The organism is Rhodococcus sp. NPDC080181, assembly GCF_040702225.1.
GTDB lineage: Bacteria > Actinomycetota > Actinomycetes > Mycobacteriales > Mycobacteriaceae > Rhodococcoides > Rhodococcoides fascians.
Window position 1 is genome coordinate 125,152 of sequence record NZ_JBFBKN010000013.1, and the last position, 19,857, is coordinate 145,008.

At 65.1% G+C, this 19,857-nt stretch carries 17 protein-coding genes; 16 read left to right on the top strand and 1 reads right to left on the bottom strand.

The window, feature by feature from the left end; genetic code table 11:
* Window positions 1-5 precede the first annotated feature (5 nt).
* The 8 genes from AB0O58_RS16605 to AB0O58_RS16640 all read left to right on the top strand — a co-directional run bounded on the left by AB0O58_RS16605 (window position 6) and on the right by AB0O58_RS16640 (window position 11,532).
* Window positions 6-2,891 carry an FAD-binding and (Fe-S)-binding domain-containing protein gene (locus tag AB0O58_RS16605; protein WP_032400034.1) on the top strand — a complete coding sequence of 962 codons (2,886 nt, stop codon included), beginning with the start codon at window positions 6-8 and terminating at the stop codon, window positions 2,889-2,891.
* Complete coding sequence (locus tag AB0O58_RS16610) at window positions 2,888-4,363, top strand: NAD-dependent succinate-semialdehyde dehydrogenase (protein ID WP_032368192.1); 1,476 nt, start codon at window positions 2,888-2,890, stop codon at window positions 4,361-4,363. The genes AB0O58_RS16605 and AB0O58_RS16610 overlap by 4 nt, the downstream gene beginning before the upstream one ends.
* Window positions 4,364-4,377: 14 nt before the next feature.
* Complete coding sequence (locus AB0O58_RS16615; protein ID WP_230593412.1) at window positions 4,378-5,091, top strand: GntR family transcriptional regulator; 714 nt, start codon at window positions 4,378-4,380, stop codon at window positions 5,089-5,091.
* 221 nt (window positions 5,092-5,312) lie between these two features.
* Entirely contained in the window at window positions 5,313-6,491 is a 1,179-nt protein-coding gene (locus AB0O58_RS16620; RefSeq protein ID WP_032374568.1) for a Xaa-Pro peptidase family protein, read from the top strand.
* Between the two features lie 3 nt (window positions 6,492-6,494).
* Complete coding sequence (locus tag AB0O58_RS16625) at window positions 6,495-7,841, top strand: PLP-dependent aminotransferase family protein (protein ID WP_241258037.1); 1,347 nt, start codon at window positions 6,495-6,497, stop codon at window positions 7,839-7,841.
* On the top strand, window positions 7,838-9,034 hold the full coding sequence (locus AB0O58_RS16630) for a M20 family metallopeptidase (RefSeq protein WP_032374435.1): 1,197 nt from the start codon (window positions 7,838-7,840) through the stop codon (window positions 9,032-9,034). Before AB0O58_RS16625 ends, AB0O58_RS16630 begins: the two co-directional genes overlap by 4 nt.
* Window positions 9,035-9,145: 111 nt before the next feature.
* Window positions 9,146-10,576: an MFS transporter gene (locus AB0O58_RS16635; RefSeq protein ID WP_051365181.1), complete on the top strand. Its 1,431-nt coding sequence runs from the start codon at window positions 9,146-9,148 to the stop codon at window positions 10,574-10,576.
* Complete coding sequence (locus AB0O58_RS16640) at window positions 10,576-11,532, top strand: D-2-hydroxyacid dehydrogenase (RefSeq protein ID WP_206498209.1); 957 nt, start codon at window positions 10,576-10,578, stop codon at window positions 11,530-11,532. Before AB0O58_RS16635 ends, AB0O58_RS16640 begins: the two co-directional genes overlap by 1 nt.
* Window positions 11,533-11,552: 20 nt before the next feature.
* Here the strand turns inward: AB0O58_RS16640 and AB0O58_RS16645 are convergent, their stop codons facing one another.
* Window positions 11,553-12,671 carry an NADH:flavin oxidoreductase/NADH oxidase gene (locus AB0O58_RS16645; RefSeq protein WP_366238505.1) on the bottom strand — a complete coding sequence of 373 codons (1,119 nt, stop codon included), beginning with the start codon at window positions 12,669-12,671 and terminating at the stop codon, window positions 11,553-11,555.
* 114 nt (window positions 12,672-12,785) lie between these two features.
* On the opposite strand from AB0O58_RS16645, the gene AB0O58_RS16650 reads away from it, so the two are divergent.
* From AB0O58_RS16650 to AB0O58_RS16685, 8 genes are read left to right on the top strand one after another with little or no spacing between them, the layout of a single operon-like run.
* Window positions 12,786-14,066, top strand: a complete 1,281-nt coding sequence (locus tag AB0O58_RS16650; RefSeq protein WP_366238506.1) for a glutamate-5-semialdehyde dehydrogenase — start codon at window positions 12,786-12,788, stop codon at window positions 14,064-14,066.
* 51 nt (window positions 14,067-14,117) lie between these two features.
* Complete coding sequence (locus AB0O58_RS16655) at window positions 14,118-14,999, top strand: MoxR family ATPase (protein ID WP_027497532.1); 882 nt, start codon at window positions 14,118-14,120, stop codon at window positions 14,997-14,999.
* A 1-nt stretch (window position 15,000) separates the two neighbouring features.
* Window positions 15,001-16,416, top strand: a complete 1,416-nt coding sequence (locus AB0O58_RS16660; RefSeq protein WP_032370229.1) for a VWA domain-containing protein — start codon at window positions 15,001-15,003, stop codon at window positions 16,414-16,416.
* Entirely contained in the window at window positions 16,413-17,237 is an 825-nt protein-coding gene (nadD, locus tag AB0O58_RS16665) for a nicotinate-nucleotide adenylyltransferase (protein WP_080729207.1), read from the top strand. Before AB0O58_RS16660 ends, nadD begins: the two co-directional genes overlap by 4 nt.
* Window positions 17,234-17,623, top strand: a complete 390-nt coding sequence (gene rsfS / locus AB0O58_RS16670; protein WP_027497529.1) for a ribosome silencing factor — start codon at window positions 17,234-17,236, stop codon at window positions 17,621-17,623. The genes nadD and rsfS overlap by 4 nt, the downstream gene beginning before the upstream one ends.
* Entirely contained in the window at window positions 17,620-18,273 is a 654-nt protein-coding gene (locus AB0O58_RS16675; RefSeq protein ID WP_027497528.1) for a histidine phosphatase family protein, read from the top strand. Before rsfS ends, AB0O58_RS16675 begins: the two co-directional genes overlap by 4 nt.
* On the top strand, window positions 18,260-19,012 hold the full coding sequence (gene octT, locus AB0O58_RS16680) for a diglucosylglycerate octanoyltransferase (protein WP_032399931.1): 753 nt from the start codon (window positions 18,260-18,262) through the stop codon (window positions 19,010-19,012). The genes AB0O58_RS16675 and octT overlap by 14 nt, the downstream gene beginning before the upstream one ends.
* The gene (locus tag AB0O58_RS16685; protein WP_027497526.1) at window positions 19,009-19,857 is read left to right on the top strand and encodes a DegV family protein; all 849 of its coding nucleotides are present in this window, start codon (window positions 19,009-19,011) and stop codon (window positions 19,855-19,857) included. Before octT ends, AB0O58_RS16685 begins: the two co-directional genes overlap by 4 nt.

Here is a 19,857-nt window from a genome sequence, read left to right on the forward strand (position 1 = left end):
CCGAGGTGCCCGCACTCGTACAGCGAGTGCGAAGACTGGGCATCGACGTCGACGATTCGTCCCGACGGTTGGCCGAATACTCCTACGACGCGTCGAACTACCGAGTCCCGCCGGCCGCTGTCGTCTTTCCGCGCAGCGCCGACGAAGTGGCTACGGTCGTGTCGCTGTGTGCCGCCGCCGACGTTGTCGTCATCGGGCGTGGCGGCGGTACCTCCATGGCGGGCAACGCAATCGGCCGTGGGATCGTCCTCGACTTCTCGCGCCACATGAACCGGGTGCTCTCGGTCGACACCGAGTCCAGGACTGCCGTCGTCGAGCCCGGAATCGTCATCTCGGACTTGCAACGTCAGCTGGTGACGCGGACCGACGGTGCGTTCACCTTCGCGCCCGATCCGTCCAGCAAGACCCGCGCGACAGTGGGCGGAGCCGTCGGCAACGACGCGTGCGGTAACCACTCCGTGCGGTACGGACGCACCGCCGATCACACGGTGGCCATGGACGTGGTGACCGCCGACGGATACCTGCTGCGAGTCACCCGCACCGGTGTGCAGGCGCTGCGAACCCAGGACTCGGCGGCTGTCGCTGCAGCCGAACGTATCTCGAACGAGCTGCGCTCGCTGGTGTCCGACAACTTGGCCCTCCTGCGGGTCGAGTTGGGTCGCATCCCGCGTCAGGTATCGGGATTCCACCTCTCGCATCTGTTGCCGGAGAACGGTTTCGACGTTGCCCGGGCCCTCGTCGGAAGCGAAGGTGCCTGCGCGGTGATCGTGTCGGTGACCGTCGCCGTCGTGCCCGTACCCCCAGCCGCACTGCTGCTGTGTCTCGGATACGACGACGTGGTGGCCGCCGCGGCGGACGTGACGACCATTCTCGAGTTCTCACCCGCCGCCGTCGAAGGAATCGACGACAACATCGCCGGCACGATGGAGTATCGCCGCGGACCGGACTCGGTACGAGGGCTCCCTGCAGGAAATGCCTGGTTGTACGTCGACCTCGACGGGGCCGACGCGACAGAGGTGCAGGACAAGGCATCTCGGTTGCTCGAGGCTCTCGGTCGGCTCGGGCGCGTCAAAGAGGGTCGTATCGTGACCGATGCGGCCGATCGCGCAGCGTTGTGGCGGGTGCGCGAGGACGGTGCCGGTTTGGCGACGCGCCTGGCGAGTGGAGTCGAGTCCTGGGGCGGTTGGGAAGACGCCGCCGTGGCACCGGAAAACCTGTCGGCGTATCTCGCGGACCTGAATTCGCTACTGGCCGAACACAATCTGACCGGAGTGATGTACGGCCACTTCGGTGCCGGCTGCATGCACGTACGGATCACCTTCGACCAACGCACCGACGCCGGACGACGAGTGATGTACGACTTCCTGCGCGCTGCCGCACGCGTCGTCGTCAAGCACGGCGGCAGTCTTTCGGGCGAGCACGGTGACGGCCGCGCACGCTCGGAGCTGTTGCCGGTCATGTATTCCCCTCGCATGCTCGACGCCTTCTCCCGGTTCAAGCGCATCTGGGACCCCGCGGGAATCCTGAACCCCGGATCCATCACCGACCCCGAACCCCTGATGGACAACCTGATGCTTCAAGGCATCCCGGCCCGGGAGTGGAAGACCAGCTTCGATCTGCACCAGATAGGGTCGCGACCCGATCTGGACCCGTTCGTCCATGCCACCCAATCCTGTGTGGGCGTGGGGAAATGTCGAACGACAACCGGTGGCGTCATGTGCCCGAGCTACCGTGCGACGGGTGACGAGAAGGATTCGACGCGGGGCCGGGCGCGGGTGCTGCAGGAGATGGTGCGCAGTTCTCCGACGGTGGCCGACGGATGGGCATCGAAGGACGTTGCGGAGTCGCTCGATCTCTGCCTGTCGTGCAAGGCCTGCTCCTCGGACTGTCCCGTCGGCGTCGACATGGCCACGTACAAATCGGAGTTCCTCGACCATCACTACGCGAGGCGGCTGCGGCCGCTGTCGCACTACTCGCTCGGGTGGTTGCCTCGATGGCTCGCGGTGACGAAGCGAACGGCACCGCTGCTCAATCGTCTGCTGACACCCCGGGTGTCGGCAGTGGCGGCACGTCTGGGTGGGCTGACCACCGAACGCGCATTGCCTCGGTTCGCGTCGTCGAAGGAACTGGCCGATGCCGTCCGAGTCGGCGGTGGCCGCGACGCCGATGTGGTGCTCGTCGTCGACACGTTCACACAAGGTTTTCGCCCCGAGGTCGCGGGTGCGGCACAACGCGTTCTCGAAGACTCCGGACGCACCACCGAATGCCGAACGGATGTGTGTTGCGGTTTGACGTGGATTTCGACGGGTCAGCTGAAGTCCGCTCGCAAGCAGCTGACGAAAGCCGTTGCGGCGCTGGACGACGGTACCGACAGGCCGATCGTCGTGACCGAACCGAGCTGTGCGGCCGCGTTCCGTAAGGACATGCCCGAACTGGTCCCCACGGACGCGGCGAGGAGGGTCGCGGCACGCGTCCAGAGCTTCGCGGGAGCGGTGATCGATCAGGCAAGCGCGGGCTGGCAGCCCTCGGGCGACATGCCGGCTGCGGTCACGGTGCAGACTCACTGCCACGAGTACGCCGTCTTCGGCGATGCAACGCAGCGCCGAGCCCTCGCCGCCGTGGGCATCGAGTCGGTACGTGAGGCCACCGGATGTTGCGGTGTAGCAGGTAATTTCGGTTTCGAGAGTCGGCATTACGAGCTCAGCATGGATGTCGCCGAGCAGGCTCTCGCGCCCGCGTTGCGGGCCACCGAACCCGACACTCCTGTTCTGACCGACGGATTCAGCTGTCACATGCAGGTGCGCCAACTGACCGGTGACTCGGGCGACGATGCATCCGTACACCTGGCACAGATACTCGATCCACGTTCGACGAAAGGACCGCGGCCATGACCGCCAGCTCGACCACCAGCCTCACGCGTCCGCGCATCACCTCTCCCACAGACTGTTTCATCGGTGGTGAGTGGGTGCCGTCGGTATCGGACGCCCGATTCGATGTCGTGGACCCGGCCACAGGCGAGGTCATCGCCACGGTTGCGGACGGCGGTATCGCGGACGCAGAGAAAGCGCTCGCTGCAGCCGTCGACTCCGCGGCGGAGTGGGCGGCCACCGCACCGCGAGTGCGAAGCGACATACTGCGGACGGCATACGAGATGATCATGGCCCGCTCGGAGGAGCTCGCTGCGATCATCACCGCCGAGATGGGTAAACCGCTCGCCGACGCGCGCGGCGAGGTGGCGTACGGAGCCGAGTTCTTTCGCTGGTTCTCCGAGGAAGCGGTACGCATTTCGGGTGATCACACCCTGACCGGAGACGGGAAGAACCGCATCGTGGTCACCCGCGCGCCGGTCGGGCCCTGCATTCTCGTCACGCCGTGGAACTTCCCGCTGGCCATGGGAACTCGCAAGATCGGGCCTGCCCTTGCGGCAGGCTGCACCGTCGTGTTCAAGCCCGCCGAGCAGACGCCGCTGACGGCACTTGCGCTGGTGCAGATTCTCCACGAGGCGGGGGTGCCTGCGGGCGTCGTCAACATCGTGCCGACCACCGATGCGTCGGGTGTCGTGGGGTCGTGGATGAGCAGCGGCGCTGCCCGCAAGATCAGCTTCACAGGATCCACGGCAGTGGGCAAGATTCTGCTCGAACAAGCGGCGGCGACGGTGATGCGGACGTCGATGGAGCTGGGCGGGAATGCACCCTTCGTGGTCATGGACGATGCAGATCTCGACCGCGCCGTCGACGGAGCCATGGTTGCCAAGATGCGCAACATGGGCGAAGCATGTACCGCAGCGAACCGGTTCTTCGTTCACCGCAGTGTGGCACAACGCTTTTCGGATGCTTTGGCCGACCGAATGGGCGCGCTGAGGGTGGGCGCGGGCGCTTCTCACGGGACCGAGGTGGGGCCGCTGATCGACGACGCAGGCCGGGGCAAGGTCCAGGCTCTGGTCGACGATGCTCTCGCGCGCGGTGCCCGCGCCGTCGTCGGTGGTGCGGCCCCGGACGGGCCGGGCTACTTCTACCCACCGACCGTCCTGACCGATGTCGATACCGAATCGGATCTGATGTCCCAGGAAATATTCGGACCGGTGGCCGCCATCGTTCCCTTCGACACCGAGGACGAGGTCGTCGCGCTGGCCAACGACACCGAATGGGGACTGGTCGGATACGTGTTCACCCAGGACATCGATCGGGCTCTGCGAATGGGGGAGCGCCTAGAGGTGGGCATGGTGGGGCTCAACACCGGGTTGGTGTCGAATCCGGCAGCCCCGTTCGGTGGTGTCAAACAATCGGGACTCGGCCGCGAGGGCGGGAAAGTCGGAATAGACGAGTTTCTGGAGTACAAATACTTCGCGATTCCCCGCAGCTGAGGAAGGTTCTGATCATGCCCGGTTCGAGACGCCTGACACCGATCGACGCACGCAACACGTCGATGGTGATCGCGGATCAGATTCGCGATCGCATCATCGACGGGTCCTACGCGCCCGGAGAACAGATCAACGAGGCGAATGTCGCGGCGGAGCTGGAGATTTCACGTGGCCCCGTGCGAGAGGCGTTGCAGCGTCTGAATCAGGAGGGACTGCTCGTCAGCTACCGCAACCGCGGTGTGTTCGTCGTCGAGCTCAGCAGCGGCGACGTCGCCGAGATCTACCAGTCGCGTGCAGCGATCGAGGTCGGTGCGGCATGGACTCTGGTACATGGAGATCGTGCCCAGCTGATCAAGACCGCAGACGAACTCTCGGCCATCGTGATGCAGATGCAGCCTTTCATCGATCGGGCGGATTGGCGTGGCCTCGCCGAACGCGACCTTGCCTTTCACACTGCCCTGGTAGCGGCCACGAGAAACAGTCGGATGTCTCGTATGTACGCCACGCTGGCGGCCGAGGCACGCATTTGCATGGCAAATCTCGAAACTGCTTACTACCGTCCCGAAGCCCTGGTCGAGGAACATCAGCTGATCGTCGATCTGCTGCTGGGATCGGATTGGGATGCGCTCGAGAATGGCGTCCACGAACACATGGACACCGCCGTGCACGATCTGACGCGAGCCATGGTCGACGAGCAGGCCGAGCAATCCGTACTCGCCACACCCGGGTAGAGCCTTCGGGCGCAACACAGCTTTAACACGGCAGCCCTTGCTCCCCACCGGCACCTGCGGATAGCCTGATTGTCAACAATCTACTAAAAGACCTCCCGAAGGGGGTGCCCGTGAACGCCTCATCCGACGATGCCTACGTCACCGCAATCGGACCCGCGCAGACTCCAGGACGGGCTGCTCCCGGCCTGGCTCGCTACCCGGACGTACCGAACAGCACGCCCATCACGTTCACCGACGAGGAATACGCCGACCGGCTCGCAGCCGTCCGTCAGCGCATGGCGTCGCAGAACCTGACTGCGCTGATCGTCACCGACCCCGCGAATCTCTACTATCTGCTGGGCTACAACGCACTCTCGTTCTATACCCCGCAGATGCTGTACGTGCCGCTGGACGGCGAGCTGTACTTCTTCGCTCGCGAGATGGATGCCAACGGTGCGTTCCGTACGTCGTGGTTGCCGCAGGACCACACCTTCGGATACCCGGAGACGTTCGTTCAGCGCAGAGACACCCACCCGTTCGTCTGGGTAGCCGCCAAGCTACGAGAGTTGGGGTTGGTCAACAACTTCGAGCACGGTCAAGTGGGACTGGAGATGGACTCGTACTACTTCAGCCCCAAAGCCTTCGAAGCGCTGGTCAAATCGCTACCCGAGTACCGATTCACCGACTCGTACGAGTTGGTCAATTGGATCCGCGTGGTCAAGTCGCCGGCCGAGATCGCGTTGATGCGCGGTGCGGCGACGGTGTGCGAGGCCGCGATGTCTGCTGCGCACCAAGCAATTTCGGTAGGGGAACGGCAGTGCGATGCCGCTGCCGCCATCATGAACGCACAGGTACGCGGCACTGCCGACTTCGGCGGCGATCACCCTGCCATCGTGCCGATGCTGCCGACCGGGGCAGGAGCGGACACTCCGCACCTGACGTGGTCGGATCAACGGTTCGTACGCGGCGAGACCACCGTCGTCGAACTGGCCGGCGTGTTCCGGCGGTACCACGTTCCGATGGCCCGCACGATCGTGCTCGGCAAGCCGAGTCCGCGTCTGAAATACCTCGCGGAATCCACCGGTGAAGCGCTGAACGAGGTACTGGCAACGGTCCGCCCCGGGGTCACCGCAACCGAGCTGGCTCAGGTATGGAACACCAGCCTGGCCAAGCATGGCCTCCACAAACCCTCGCGCATCGGCTACTCGATCGGCGTCGCGTACGCCCCCGACTGGGGCGAGCGCACGGTGAGCCTACGCACCGACGACGAGACCGTCCTGGCCGAGAACATGACCTTTCACATCATCGGCGGAATGTGGATGGACGACTACGGATACGAGGTGTCCGAAGCAGTCCGAGTCACCGACACCGGCGTCGAAACATTCACCGCATACCCCCGAGAACTACTGACGAAGGAGTGAGACATGACCACCTCCGCCGCAGGCTCCACTCCTGCCCAGAAGGGTCGTTCCGCAGGCTCCACTCCTGCCACCCCGAGTCGTTCCGCGGGCTCCACTCCCGCCCAGAAGGGTCGTTCCGCGGGCTCCACTCCTGCCATTCCCTGGGCCCTGCGCACCGACCAACTGGTGGGATCGGTGATCGACTCGTCGACATCGCTTCTCGCTGCCCAGAAACACGACATCGTCAGGTTCGCGATGGGATCTCCTGCAGCCGAGACGGTTCCGGCTGCCGCGTTCACCGAGATCGCCGGCAGTGTCCTCACAGCGGACGCCTTCGATTACGGTGCCACCGAGGGTGATCCGGGTCTGCTCGACGCGTTGTTGGCGTATCTCGAGTCCGTCGGCGAACCCACGTCCGAGGATCGGGTCGTCATCACCTCGGGCGGCATGCAGGGTCTCGACATCGCCTGCAAGCTGTTCGTCGATCCCGGTGATCTGGTCATCGTCGAAAGTCCCACGTACACCAACGGAACTGCCACCGTGTTGAGCTACGGCGGCGACATTCTCGAGGCACCGATGGACAGTGACGGTCTGATCGTCGAGGCGTTACCCGAACTCGTCGAGCGAGCCGGGCGTCTACCGAAGATGATCTACGTGATTCCCAACTTTCAGAATCCGTCCGGGGTCACGCTCTCGCTCGAGCGTCGACTGTTGTTGATCGAGTTGGCACACCGATGGGGTTCGGTGATTCTCGACGACGATCCTTATGGCCTGCTGCGTTTCTCGGGGGACCCGATTCCGAGTTTCGGGGCGCTGAGTCCGAACGATCCGCTGATCTTCTCGGTGCGGACCTTCTCGAAGATGATCGCTCCCGGTCTGCGCGTGGGGTGGGTGGACGCGGCCCCCGAAGCGCGTCGGTTGATCGTCAACGCCAAGCAGGCGATGGACACCTGTACGAATCTTCCGGCCCAGAGGATGGTGGCCGAGTACATCCGGCGCGGGCTGCTCGAGGAGCACCTGCGGTCGCTGGCTGCGGTGTACCTACCGCGAAAGATGGCGATGCAGAACAGCATTGCGACACACTTCGGTGACGCGATGTCCACCACGGATCCCGACGGGGGCTTCTTCCTGTGGGCGACATTGCGTGGAAACGACCACGATTTCTCGACGCAGGATCTGTTCGAAACCGCACTGGCCGAGGGTGTTGCCTACATTCCAGGACCGGCGTTGTCGGTGGGCGGCAAGTTTCACGATTCGCTACGGCTGTGCTTCGCCTCGTCGACACCCGAGCGCATCGAGGAAGGCATCAGGCGGTTGGCCGTCGCGGTGGAAAAATCGAAGCATCTGCTCGCCTCCGACCCCACGCGATGACCGTTCCGAGTGCCCAGCAGTCTCTGCTCGACGCCGTCGATGAGAACGAGATCGTTTCTCTCACAGCCGCGTTGATCGAGGCGGGCGGTGAAAATCCGGGCGACACCGAAGAAAAATGCGCGAAAATACTCGCGGAGCGATGTCGCGCACTGGGATTCGACGTTCGCACGATCGAGGTCGCTCCCGGCAGACCGAACGTGATCGCCTCGATCGGACCCGATGACACCCCCGGGGTCCTGTTCGTCGGCCACTCCGACGTCGTTCCGGCGGGCACGGGCTGGACGACGGATCCGTTCACCGCGGTCGTGCGAGAGGGGCGCATGGTCGGACGGGGAGCATGCGACATGAAGGGGGGAGTGGCCGCAGTGGTGGCCGCTATGGATGCGGTGAACCATGCCGGTCTTGCAGATCGCTTCCCGATGACGTTGGCGTGTCTGGTGGACGAGGAAGACACGGGCTTGGGTATTCGAGCATTCGTCGCCGACCCGGGGCCCCGTCGTTTCCAGTGTTGCGTGGTGGCCGAGCCGACGGACCTGGTGACCATCGTCGGTTGCCGAGGAGCCGCGAATATCGAGATCGACGTGCGCGGGCGTTCGGCTCATGCAGGTCGGCCGCGTAACGGTGCCAATGCGATATCCGCTGCCGCCCGCATCGTCGCCGTCATCGAGGACTGGCAGATCGAATTGGACGAGGATCCACACGCCGAACTCGGTCCCGCTACCTGGAACGTGGGCACCGTGACGGGAGGCACCGGTACGTCGATGGTTGCCGACCGGTGCGTACTCACGGTCGACCGTCGGCTGCTACCCGGCGAGAGCGCTGCGGAGGTGGTGGACGACCTGCGTTCGCGCATCGACGCGGCAGGTATCACCGGTTCGGGAATCGAGGTACATCTCGAGGTGTCGATGGAAATGCCGGGCTTTCTCACCGCTGCGGACGATGGATTGGTCACCACTGCAATGCAATCGGTTCGCGACATCGGATCTGCCGGTTTCACTGACATCTGGACTGCTTCGTGCGATGGTGGTTTCGTGGCACAGCAGATGGGTATCCGCACCGTCGTGCTCGGTCCCGGGGAGATCGAAAACCAGGCGCACCGGCCGGACGAGTCCGTCGCCGTGCAGCAATTGACCGACAGCGCAAAGGCGTACGCGTTGATCGCCACCAGAATCGCTGCGCCACCTGGTCTTTAGTTTTCCAAGAGGGGGTTGTTCGAGACGTGCGCCCGGCGTCGACGTAAAGTCGGACGCTGCGAAGTACCAAACCGACGCTCCACGTTGTCATAAAGCGAGAGGTATTGGACCGTGACCGAAACTTCAGGGTCGGCAGCTTCGCCGACCGGATATCCGCCGAGTACCGACACACTCAGCGCGAACGAAACGAAAATTCTGCATCGCGCGATCGGCGGGTCCGCACTGGGCAACGCCGTGGAGTGGTTCGACTACGCGGTGTACGGCTACCTGGCCGTCTACATCGCCGCCAACTTCTTTCCGTCGGACGATGGGGGAGCGAGCCTGCTCTCCACGTTCGCCGTGCTGGCCGCGTCGTTCATCATTCGCCCCATCGGCGGCATCGTGCTCGGCCCGCTCGGCGACCGCATCGGTCGTCAGAAGGTCCTCGTCCTGACCGTCTCGATGATGACGTTGGCCACGGCGGCGATCGGTGTGCTGCCGACGTTCGACACCATCGGTATCGCAGCACCGTTGCTGTTGCTCGTCTGCCGACTGGTGCAGGGCTTCTCCACCGGCGGTGAGTACGGCGGCGCAGCAGTGTTCATGGCCGAGTACGCGCCCGACAAGCGCCGCGGATTCTTCGGGTCGTTCCTCGAATTCGGCACCCTCGCAGGCACGGTGGGCGGGGCCACCCTGTGCACCCTGCTCAACGTCGGGCTCGGAGACGAGACCATGGAGGCCTGGGGCTGGCGAATCCCGTTCCTGGTGACGCTCCCGCTGGGCATCGTCGCGTTGTGGCTGCGGACCCGGCTCGAGGACTCTCCGGTGTTCGCCGAGGCCAAGGAAGACGGCGGCACGGTCGAAGAAGGTGCAGGTGGAGCAGTCACCTCCCTCAAGGCCACCCTGACGTACTGGCAGCGAATCCTGATTCTGATGGGATTCGTGCTGCTGCTCAACATCGCGTACTACACGGTGCTCACGTTCTTGCCCTCGTACCTCAGCGACACGTTGGGGCACAGCACGACTCAGTCCAACTTCACTCTCGTGGCCATCATGATCATCATGATGTTGATCATCAACCCCATCGGCGCTCTGTCCGACCGGGTGGGCCGAAAGCCGTTGCTGCTGGTCGCCTGTGTGGGGTACTTCGTCTTCAGCGTCCCGCTGTTTCTGTTGATCATCAACACCGGCCTGATCGGCCAGAGCATCGGCCTGCTCGGTCTCGGCGTGTTGCTGGTCATCATGTGCTCCTGCGTGTCGTCGACGCTGCCCGCACTGTTTCCCACCCAGGTGCGCTACGGAGCGTTCGCCATCGGATACAACGTCTCCACGGCGCTCTTCGGCGGCACGGCACCGCTGATTCTGACGTTCCTGATCGACCGAACGGGTTCCAACCTGATCCCCGGTTGGTACATGATGATCGCAGCTGCCATCGCGTTCGTTCCGATCCTGTTGATGCCAGAGACCGCGGGCCGGTCGTTGCGCGGCACCCAGTGCCCCGGTGACAACGACGACGAGGTCGCTGCGTCCGGCGTCGAGCTCGTCGGATACAAGTCGAAGTAGTGCGTCCGGTTCTGGCCGTTCTGCATGCCGGCGACCTTCCCGACGGACTCGATTCCGTCGCGAAGGTCGCCGACATCAGATATGCCACCGCCGACACGCTCGCCGAGGCCGTCGACGGCGCCGATGCCCTGCTGCTGTGGGATTTCTTCTCGCCCGCAGTCGAATCCGCATGGCCGCAGTGCGGTTCGCTGAAGTGGATCCATATCGCCGCTGCCGGAGTGGACTCGTTGTTGTTCGACGAACTGGTGGAATCCGATGTGGTCGTGACCAATTCACGTGGAGTGTTCGACCGGCCTATCGCGGAGTTCGTGCTGGCTCAGATTCTGGCGTTCGCGAAGGACTCCGAACGTTCGCGCACACTGCAGCATTCGAAGACCTGGCAGCACCGCGAGACCGAACGCATCGACGGTGCATACGTGATGATCGTGGGCACCGGAGCAATCGGGCGTGCCATCGCGACTCTGCTGAGTGCTGTGGGAATGTCGGTCTCCGGCGTGGGTCGAACAGCGCGAGGCGGCGACGGAGACTTCGGCACCGTGTACGCCAGTGATGATCTGGTGGACGAAGTAGGGCGGGCCGACTACCTGGTTCTGGTTGCCCCGCTGACCGAACAGACGAGGGGCCTGGTCGACGATTCCGTGTTGGCCGCGATGAAGCCCGGATCCAGGGTGATCAACGTCGGTCGCGGCGAGCTACTCGACACCGATGCACTGCTCACGCATCTCGCTTCCGGACACCTCGCCGGGGCTGCGCTCGACGTCTTCGAGACCGAGCCGCTCCCGGCCGACCACCCGCTGTGGGCGGCCGAGAACGTGGTCGTCACTCCGCACATGAGCGGGGACGCGTCGGGGTGGAAGAGTCGTCTCGCCGACGTCTTCGCCGACAACGCGCAGCGATACTTCCGCGGCGAACAGCTGCGCAACGTCGTCGACAAGAAGCTCGGTTTCGTGGTGTGACCGGTCTCGTGATGTGACTGTCAGTAGGCCCGCTCGTACTGCGGTGCCACTGCCGGTGCCATCTCCACTCCGAGTTCGCGGGCCGCGCGCCGTGGCCAGTACGGATCGCGCAGCAGCTCGCGGGCGAGGAGCACCGCAGTCGCCTCGCCGAGCGAAACGATGTCGTCGGCCTGTTTCGGTTCGGTGATCATCCCCACCGCTGCGGCCGGCATCGTGGTCTCGTTCTGGATACGCCGTGCGAACGGCACCTGGTAGCCGGGTTCGACCGGAATCTCGGCGCGTACGTTCCCGCCGGTGGACGTATCGACGAGATCCACGCCGTGCTCGGTGAGTATCTGCGCCAGCGCGACAGTCTGATCAGAGGTCCAACTCGGAGCTTCCAAGTCGGCTGCAGCATCGGACTTCTCGGGTTCGTCGAGCCAGTCCGTTGCCGACAGACGGACGAACACCGGAAGCTCGGCCGGCCACACCTCACGGACCGCGTCGACCACCTCGATCAGCAGGCGAGTCCGTCCCGCGAAGTCGCCGCCGTAGGCGTCGGTGCGCGTGTTGCTGGCAGGCGAGAGGAATTGGTGCAGGAGGTATCCGTGCGCGCCGTGTATCTCGGCTACCTGGAACCCGGCCTTCAGTGCGCGCTGCGCAGCGTTACGAAAATCGTCGACGATCTTTGCGATGTCGTCGGCTGTCGCTTCCCGTGGTGTCGCGTAACGACCGAACGGTACGGCGCTCGGGCCCACGGTTTCCCAGCTCCGGGGATCCTCGGCGGGCAGTGATGTGCCACCGAGCCAGGGAGCCGCCGTCGAGCCCTTCCGGCCCGCATGCGCCAGCTGGATGCCCGGCACGGTACCGAAGGACGAGATCTCGGTGACGATCTCGGCCAGTGCGTCGGCCTGTGTGTCGTTCCAGATGCCCAGGTCCGACGGGCTGATTCGGCCCTCGGGGCTGACCGCTGTGGCCTCGGTGATGATCAGGCCGGCTCCGCCGATCGCGCGGCTCACCAGGTGGGTGCGATGCCAGTCGCCCGCGACGCCGACGTTCTCGCCCGTCTCGTCGGCCGAGTACTGGCACATCGGTGCCATCCATACCCGGTTGGGAAAGGTGAGCTCGCGCAATGTCAGGGGCTCGAACAGGGCACTCACAGGTGGTTCCTCCGGTCTGTCGGTCTCGACGTCGGTGACGTCGGCGATGTCCACGCTGTGCTGCAACGACGTGGAGATGCAGCTTCATTCCCCGGCCCTATTAGTGTGTAGTGCATGACTGCTTCCGTCTCGGCCGCTTCGGTGCCGTCCTCTGCCGACGAGCACGAGAACGTGCACTCGGCTGCTCGCCGAGCCCGCGTCGCTTCACGTGCACTGGCGTTGCTGACCACTGCGGAGAAGGATTCGCTGCTGCATGCCGCGGCCGACGCCGTGCTGGCCGCAGCGGAGCCGGTGCTCGCAGCCAACGCCGCCGACATCGAGATCGCCCGCGCTGCGGGAACGGACGAGGGTCTGCTCGATCGGCTGCGGCTGACGGCACCGCGCATCGACGGTATTGCCGCCGGGCTGCGGCAGGTGGCGGGCCTACCCGATCCGATCGGCGAGGTCATCCGCGGATCGACGCTCCCCAACGGGCTCGAGATCAGGCAGATGCGGGTTCCGCTGGGCGTCGTGGGCATGGTCTACGAGGCGCGTCCCAACGTGACCGTCGACGCGTTCGGTCTGGCGTTCAAATCCGGGAACGCAGTGCTGCTGCGGGGGTCCTCGTCCGCGGCGCAGTCGAACGCAGCCCTGGTCGAGGCGCTGCAGGGTGCGCTCACGAGCCACGGGCTGCCGGAATCGGCCGTACAACTGCTCGGTAGTGCTGATCGGTCGACGGTCACCCACCTCATTCAGGCCCGCGGGCTGGTGGATGTCGTGATCCCGCGTGGGGGAGCGGGTCTGATCGCCGCGGTCGTGCGTGATGCCACGGTTCCCACCATCGAGACCGGGGTGGGTAACTGCCACGTCTATCTGCATTCCTCCGCCGACGCGGAGACGGCCGAGAAGATCGTGCTCAACGCCAAGACCCGCCGGGTGAGCGTGTGCAACGCCGCCGAAACGGTGCTGGTCGATGCCGCGATCGCCGAGACCATGGTGCCGAGGTTGTTGCAGGCGTTCCAGATGCACAGTGTCACGGTGCACGGTGATCTGCCGGGGTTGGTTCCTGCAGGCGACGACGATTGGTCGCAGGAATACCTCTCGCTCGACATCGCGCTGAAGGTGGTCGACGGCATCGACGAGGCAATCGGCCACATCGACCGATACGGCACCGGCCATACCGAGGCGATCGTCGCGTCGGACATCGGTGCTGCGCGCGAATTCACCCGACGAGTCGACGCGGCTGCCGTGATGGTCAACGCCTCCACCGCGTTCACCGACGGCGAGCAGTTCGGCTTCGGTGCCGAGATCGGCATCTCCACCCAGAAGCTGCACGCCCGCGGCCCCATGGGCCTGCCCGAGCTGACCTCGACCAAATGGACGGTGTGGGGCGACGGGCACGTCAGACCCGTCTGACCGGCCTGCAGCCACTCGACCCGCCAGACCCGATCTTCCAGGAGTTGTGACGTGGACCGTGCCCTACCGACGACACCACCGTTGTTCGCGAGCGTGAACGATGTTCAGGCCCGTCTGGCCGAGACGGGGTATCTGGCCGACAAGGCCACGGCCACATCGGTCTTTCTCGCCGATCGCCTCGGCAAGCCGCTGTTGATCGAGGGTCCCGCCGGAGTCGGCAAGACCGAATTGGCGCGCGCGGTCGCGCAGTCGACCGGAGCCGAACTGGTGCGACTGCAGTGCTACGAGGGCGTCGACGAGGCGAGGGCTCTGTACGAGTGGAACCACGCCAAACAGATCCTGCGTATCCAATCCGGCTCGAGTGCCGACTGGGACTCGACGAAGCTCGACGTGTTCTCCGAGGAGTTTCTGCTGGCTCGGCCGTTGCTGCAGGCCATTCGCCGAACCGAGCCGACCGTGCTCCTGATCGACGAGACCGACAAAGCAGATGTCGAGATCGAGGGCCTGCTGCTCGAGGTGCTCAGCGACTTCGCGATCACCATTCCCGAGCTGGGCACGATCACGGCGGAGCGCACCCCGTTCGTCGTGTTGACGTCCAATGCCACGCGCGAACTGTCGGAAGCTCTCAAGCGCCGCTGCCTGTTCCTGCACCTCGACTTCCCCGACGCGGACCTCGAGCGTCGAATCCTGGCCAGCCGCGTTCCCGAACTGCCCGAGGCGATCGCGGAGCAGATGATCAAGACCGTCCGCGTGCTCCGAGGGATGCAGCTCAAGAAGTTGCCGTCGGTGGCCGAGACGATCGACTGGGGTCGCACACTCCTGGCCCTCGGCATGGACACCCTCGACGACGACGCGGTCCGGTCGACGCTCGGAGTCGTGCTCAAGCATCAGTCGGATCAGGTGCGCGCCGCCGCCGAACTGCGGCTGAACTGACATGCTCGCCCCACACGGAATTCCCGGGCATCTCGTCGGTTTCGTCGAGGCGTTGCGTAAGCGTGGGATCTCGGTGGGGCCGTCGGAGACCGTCGATGCCGGACGCGTGCTGGCGGTGTTGGATCTGTTGGACCGAGAAGCGGTCCGCGAGGGGCTGGCCTGCGCGCTGCTGCGACGTCCGACGCACCGCGGGGTGTTCGACGCGTTGTTCGACCTGTGGTTTCCGGTGGCATCGGGTACCAGGGATTCGGGGCAGATCGACACCGCGCTGCCTCGCACCGAGACAGGCGAGGTCGATATCGATGCGTTGCGTGAACTGATCGTCGAACTGCTCTCGGACGACTCGGCGGAGGCGGCCGAACTGACCCAGATGCTGGCGGCCCAGATGGTCGAAGAGCTCGGTCAGTACAAGTCTTCGAACGGGCCGTCGTTCTCGGCCTATCAGGCGTTGCGTGATGTTGCTCCCGACACGCTGCTTCGCAAGATCCTCGACGGCCTGCTGGGCCGGAGTGACGACGCGCCGGATCGGCCCACCGACGACTACGAGTCGGAGGTGGCCAAACGTACTGCAGCGCAACGCATTGCCGACCTACGCAAGATGGTCGAGAGCGAGACGAGGCGACGGTCGGCCGAGAAACTGGGCCGCGACCGGGTAGCGAGCTACGGCGTGCCGAAACTGGCGGAGGAAGTCGATTTCCTGCGTGCTTCGGACGCGGAGATGGTTGCATTGCGGCGTAATGTCGCACCGCTGGCGCGGTTGCTGGCCTCGCGACTTGCGGTGCGCCGCAGTCGAAGCAGGCACGGCTCCATCGATCTGCGACGCACGCTGCGCAAATCCATGTCGACCGGCGGTATTCCCATCGATCTGGTGGAGCGTAAGCCGCGTCGTGCCCGGCCGGAACTGGTTGTGCTGTGCGATGTCTCGGGGTCGGTGGCCGGATTCAGCAACTTCACCCTGCTGCTGGTGCACGCTCTTCGTGAACAGTTCTCCCGGGTGCGAATCTTTGCGTTCGTCGACTCCACCGACGAGGTGACGCGGTTCTTCGATTCCGGGGCAGACCTCGGGGCAGCCATGAGCCGGATCGTGCGGGAAGCGGACCTCGTGACCTACGACGGTCATTCGGATTACGGGCATGCCCTGACGACGTTCGACGAGAAGTACGCGCAGGTCATCACCAGCCGCAGTTCGGTTCTCGTTCTGGGCGATGCCCGGACGAACTATCGCGAACCGAAGCTGCCGGCGTTGGCCCGAATCGTCTCGGTGGCCAAGCACGCCTACTGGCTCAACCCCGAGCCCAAATCTCAGTGGGGATCCGGTGATTCGGCGGCCAAGGTGTATGCGGACGTGATTGCGATGCACGAGTGTCGGTCGGCCCAACAGCTCGCGACGGTGGTCTCACGACTGTTGCCGGTATGAGGCGTGTAACCGGCGTCGCTGCCACGGACGTAGAATCGTCGGTTGTGCAGCACGAATCCGGCCCCGGTGAGGACACGAACACCACGCCGACTCTCCGGTTGGGGGTCATGGGCGGCACTTTCGACCCCATTCACCACGGTCACCTCGTGGCTGCGAGCGAGGTGGCGGCCACGTTCGGTCTGGACGAGGTCATCTTCGTTCCCACCGGGACCCCGTGGCAGAAGGAGGGCCGGTCGGTCAGCCCGGCCGAGGACCGCTACTTGATGACGGTCATCGCCACCGCGTCGAATCCTCGGTTCTCGGTGAGCCGGGTCGACGTCGACCGAGAAAAGTCGACCTACACCGTCGACACCCTGAGGGATCTTCGAGCGCAGCACCCCGATGCCGAGTTGTACTTCATCACCGGTGCCGATGCGCTCGAGTCCATCCTGACGTGGCAGAACTGGGAGGAGCTCTTCGAGCTCGCGAAGTTCGTCGGAGTGACGCGGCCGGGGTTCGAGCTCGGCGTCGATCATCTGGCCAACCATCTACGATCGTTGCCCGCCGACACTCTCACATTGATGGAAATCCCGGCACTCGCGATATCGTCGACGGACTGCCGACGTCGTGCCGGTGAAAATCGGCCGGTCTGGTACCTCGTCCCGGACGGCGTCGTGCAATACATCTCGAAGAGGAACCTCTATCGACCACGGGGCGCGCAGCGCCTCGACGGATCCGTCACCATGTCGGAACCGGCGCCACAGAAGAAGCAACCGGCCGGGTCGGTCACCAGCGCAGTGACCGCGAACCCGAGCCATACGAGTGGGAGTACACCGAAGTGACTGCAACAGCCGAAGCCGCCGAGATGGCGCGTATCGCCGCGCTCGCAGCCGACGACAAACTGGCCAGCGACGTGGTGATCCTCGACGTCTCCGACCAGCTCTACATCACCGATTGCTTCGTGATCGCCTCCGCGCCCAACGAGCGTCAGGTCAACTCGATCGTGGAGAACATCGAGGACCAGCTTCGTGAGGCCGGACATAAGCCGGTGCGTCGCGAAGGTACCAGAGAGGGCCGCTGGGCGCTGCTGGACTACTCCGACATCGTGGTGCACGTCCAGCACAACGAAGAGCGCAACTTCTATGCGCTCGAGCGACTGTGGAAGGACTGCCCGACGATCGAGGTTCCGGGCCTCGGTCAGCATCCGGCACCGGAACCGGAGCAATGATCCGGCGGCTCATCCTGCTTCGCCACGGTCAGACTGACTACAACGCCACCGACCGTATGCAGGGCCAGCTCGATACCGATCTGTCCGAGCTGGGCCGCAGTCAGGCGAAGACGGCTGCGGCCGAATTGGCTGTCCGCGCGCCCATCCGCATCGTCTCGTCCGATCTCAAGCGCGCTCTCGACACTGCGGAAGCTCTCGGGGACGCGGCTGGAGTCCCGGTGTCCACGGACGAGCGGCTGCGGGAGACACATCTCGGCGACTGGCAGGGACTCACCCACACCGAGGTGGACGACATCGCCCCCGGGGCGCGTCCGGCCTGGCGTGCCGACGCAACCGTCGCCCCGCCCGGTGGGGAAAGTCGCATCGACGTTGCGAACCGCAGCGTGCCGCTGGTGCGTGAGCTCCTCGGCGGCGTCCCCGAGTGGGGTGCCGACGGCGACCAGCGACCACTGGTGCTCGTGGCGCACGGAGGGTTGATCGCTGCCCTGACCGCAGCGTTGCTCGCACTGCCGACCGATCGCTGGCCGGTGCTCGGCGGCCTCGCCAACACCAGCTGGGTACAGCTCGGTGCGCACGGACCCGGCGACAACCCGTCCTGGCGGCTCGACGTCTGGAACGCCTCGGCGCGGGTGGCCAGTGACGTCCTCTGAGGAGGCCGCCGCGCGCCCCGTGCTGCTCGTGCTGGCGGACTCGCTGAGCTATTACGGACCCGAGGGCGGGCTGCCGGTCGACGATCCTCGGCTGTGGCCCAATATCGTTGCTGCAGAGCTGGATTGGGATGTCGAGCTGGTAGCCCGCATCGGCTGGACGAGCCGCGATGCGTGGTGGGCTCTGACCCAGGATCCGCGAGTGTGGGCGGTGATACCGCGGGCCGGTGCCGTCGTACTCGGAATCGGCGGCATGGACTCGTTGCCGTCGCCGCTACCGACCGCGTTGCGTGAGCAGATCCGCTACATCCGTCCGCCCGCACTTCGGCGGGTCGTTCGCGCGGGTTATCAAGCGGTGCAGCCGGTCCTGTCGCATCTGGGTTGGCCGGTGGCGCTTCCGCCGCGACTGAGTGTCGACTACCTCGAGCAGACCCGCGCCGCATTGGCCTACGTGCGGCCGGAATTGCCCGTCATCGGTACCTATCCGTCGGTGCATCGGTGCGACGCCTACGGGCGGGTGCATTCGGGGCGCGAGCCCGCGGTACGAGCGCTGCGTGCCTGGAGCGACGAAAACGGTGTTCCGATGGTCGATCTCGCGGAGGCAGTTCGTCCGAACATCGAGTCCGAGAACGCCAACCCCGACGGAATCCACTGGGGTTGGGATGCACACGTGGCCGTGGCCGACGCAATGCTGACGGTGTTGCGACCGGTGGCAGCGGCGGCAGCGATCCGGCACCCATGACCGTCGCCGTCGTCACCGATTCGTCGTCCTGCCTGCCCGCGTCCATAGCCGCCGAGTGCGGTATCACGGTGGCACCGCTGCATGTGTTGGTGGACGGCGTCGACCATCGTGAGGGTATCGACGAGATTCCCGAACAATCGACCGACGGAAAGCCGGTGACGACCGCGGGGGCGTCTCCGGGCGAGCTGACCGAGGTCTATGCCGCAGCTCTCGAACGCAGTCGCGGGGCGGGCGTCGTCGCACTGCACATCTCCCGGGGCCTGTCGAGCACCTGGGAGGCTGCGCGGCAGGCCGCCGAGCAGATCGGATCGTTGGTGAAGGTTGTCGATTCCGGTTCTGCCGGAATGGGATTGGGCTACCCGGCGCTGGCAGCAGCGTATGCCGCAGCGGGTGGAGCCGGACTCGACGAGGTCTACGACAATGCTGTTCGCAGGTCTGCGTCGTCGAGATGTTTCATCGTCGTCGATCGATTGGATCACCTGCGCCGCGGCGGCCGTATCGGCACTGCCGCAGCCCTGCTCGGTACGGCCCTGGCGATGAAGCCGGTGCTGCACATCAGCGATGGTGCGCTGGTGTTGCGCGAGAAGACGCGAACCTCCTCGAAAGCACTGAGCAAGCTGGTGGACGCGGCAGCTGCCGCGGCGGCCGACATCGGTACGCAATCCGGGGTTGTCGTGGCTGTGCATCATATGCAGTGCGCCGAGCGAGCCGAGGACGTCTCAGCCATGCTGATGGCGCGTATCCCGGACCTGACCAGCGTCGACGTGCTGCCGTTCGGTGCGGTGCTCGGTGCACACGTCGGTCCCGGTGCCGTCGGCGTAGTCGTCGCTCCTGGTCATCGGTAG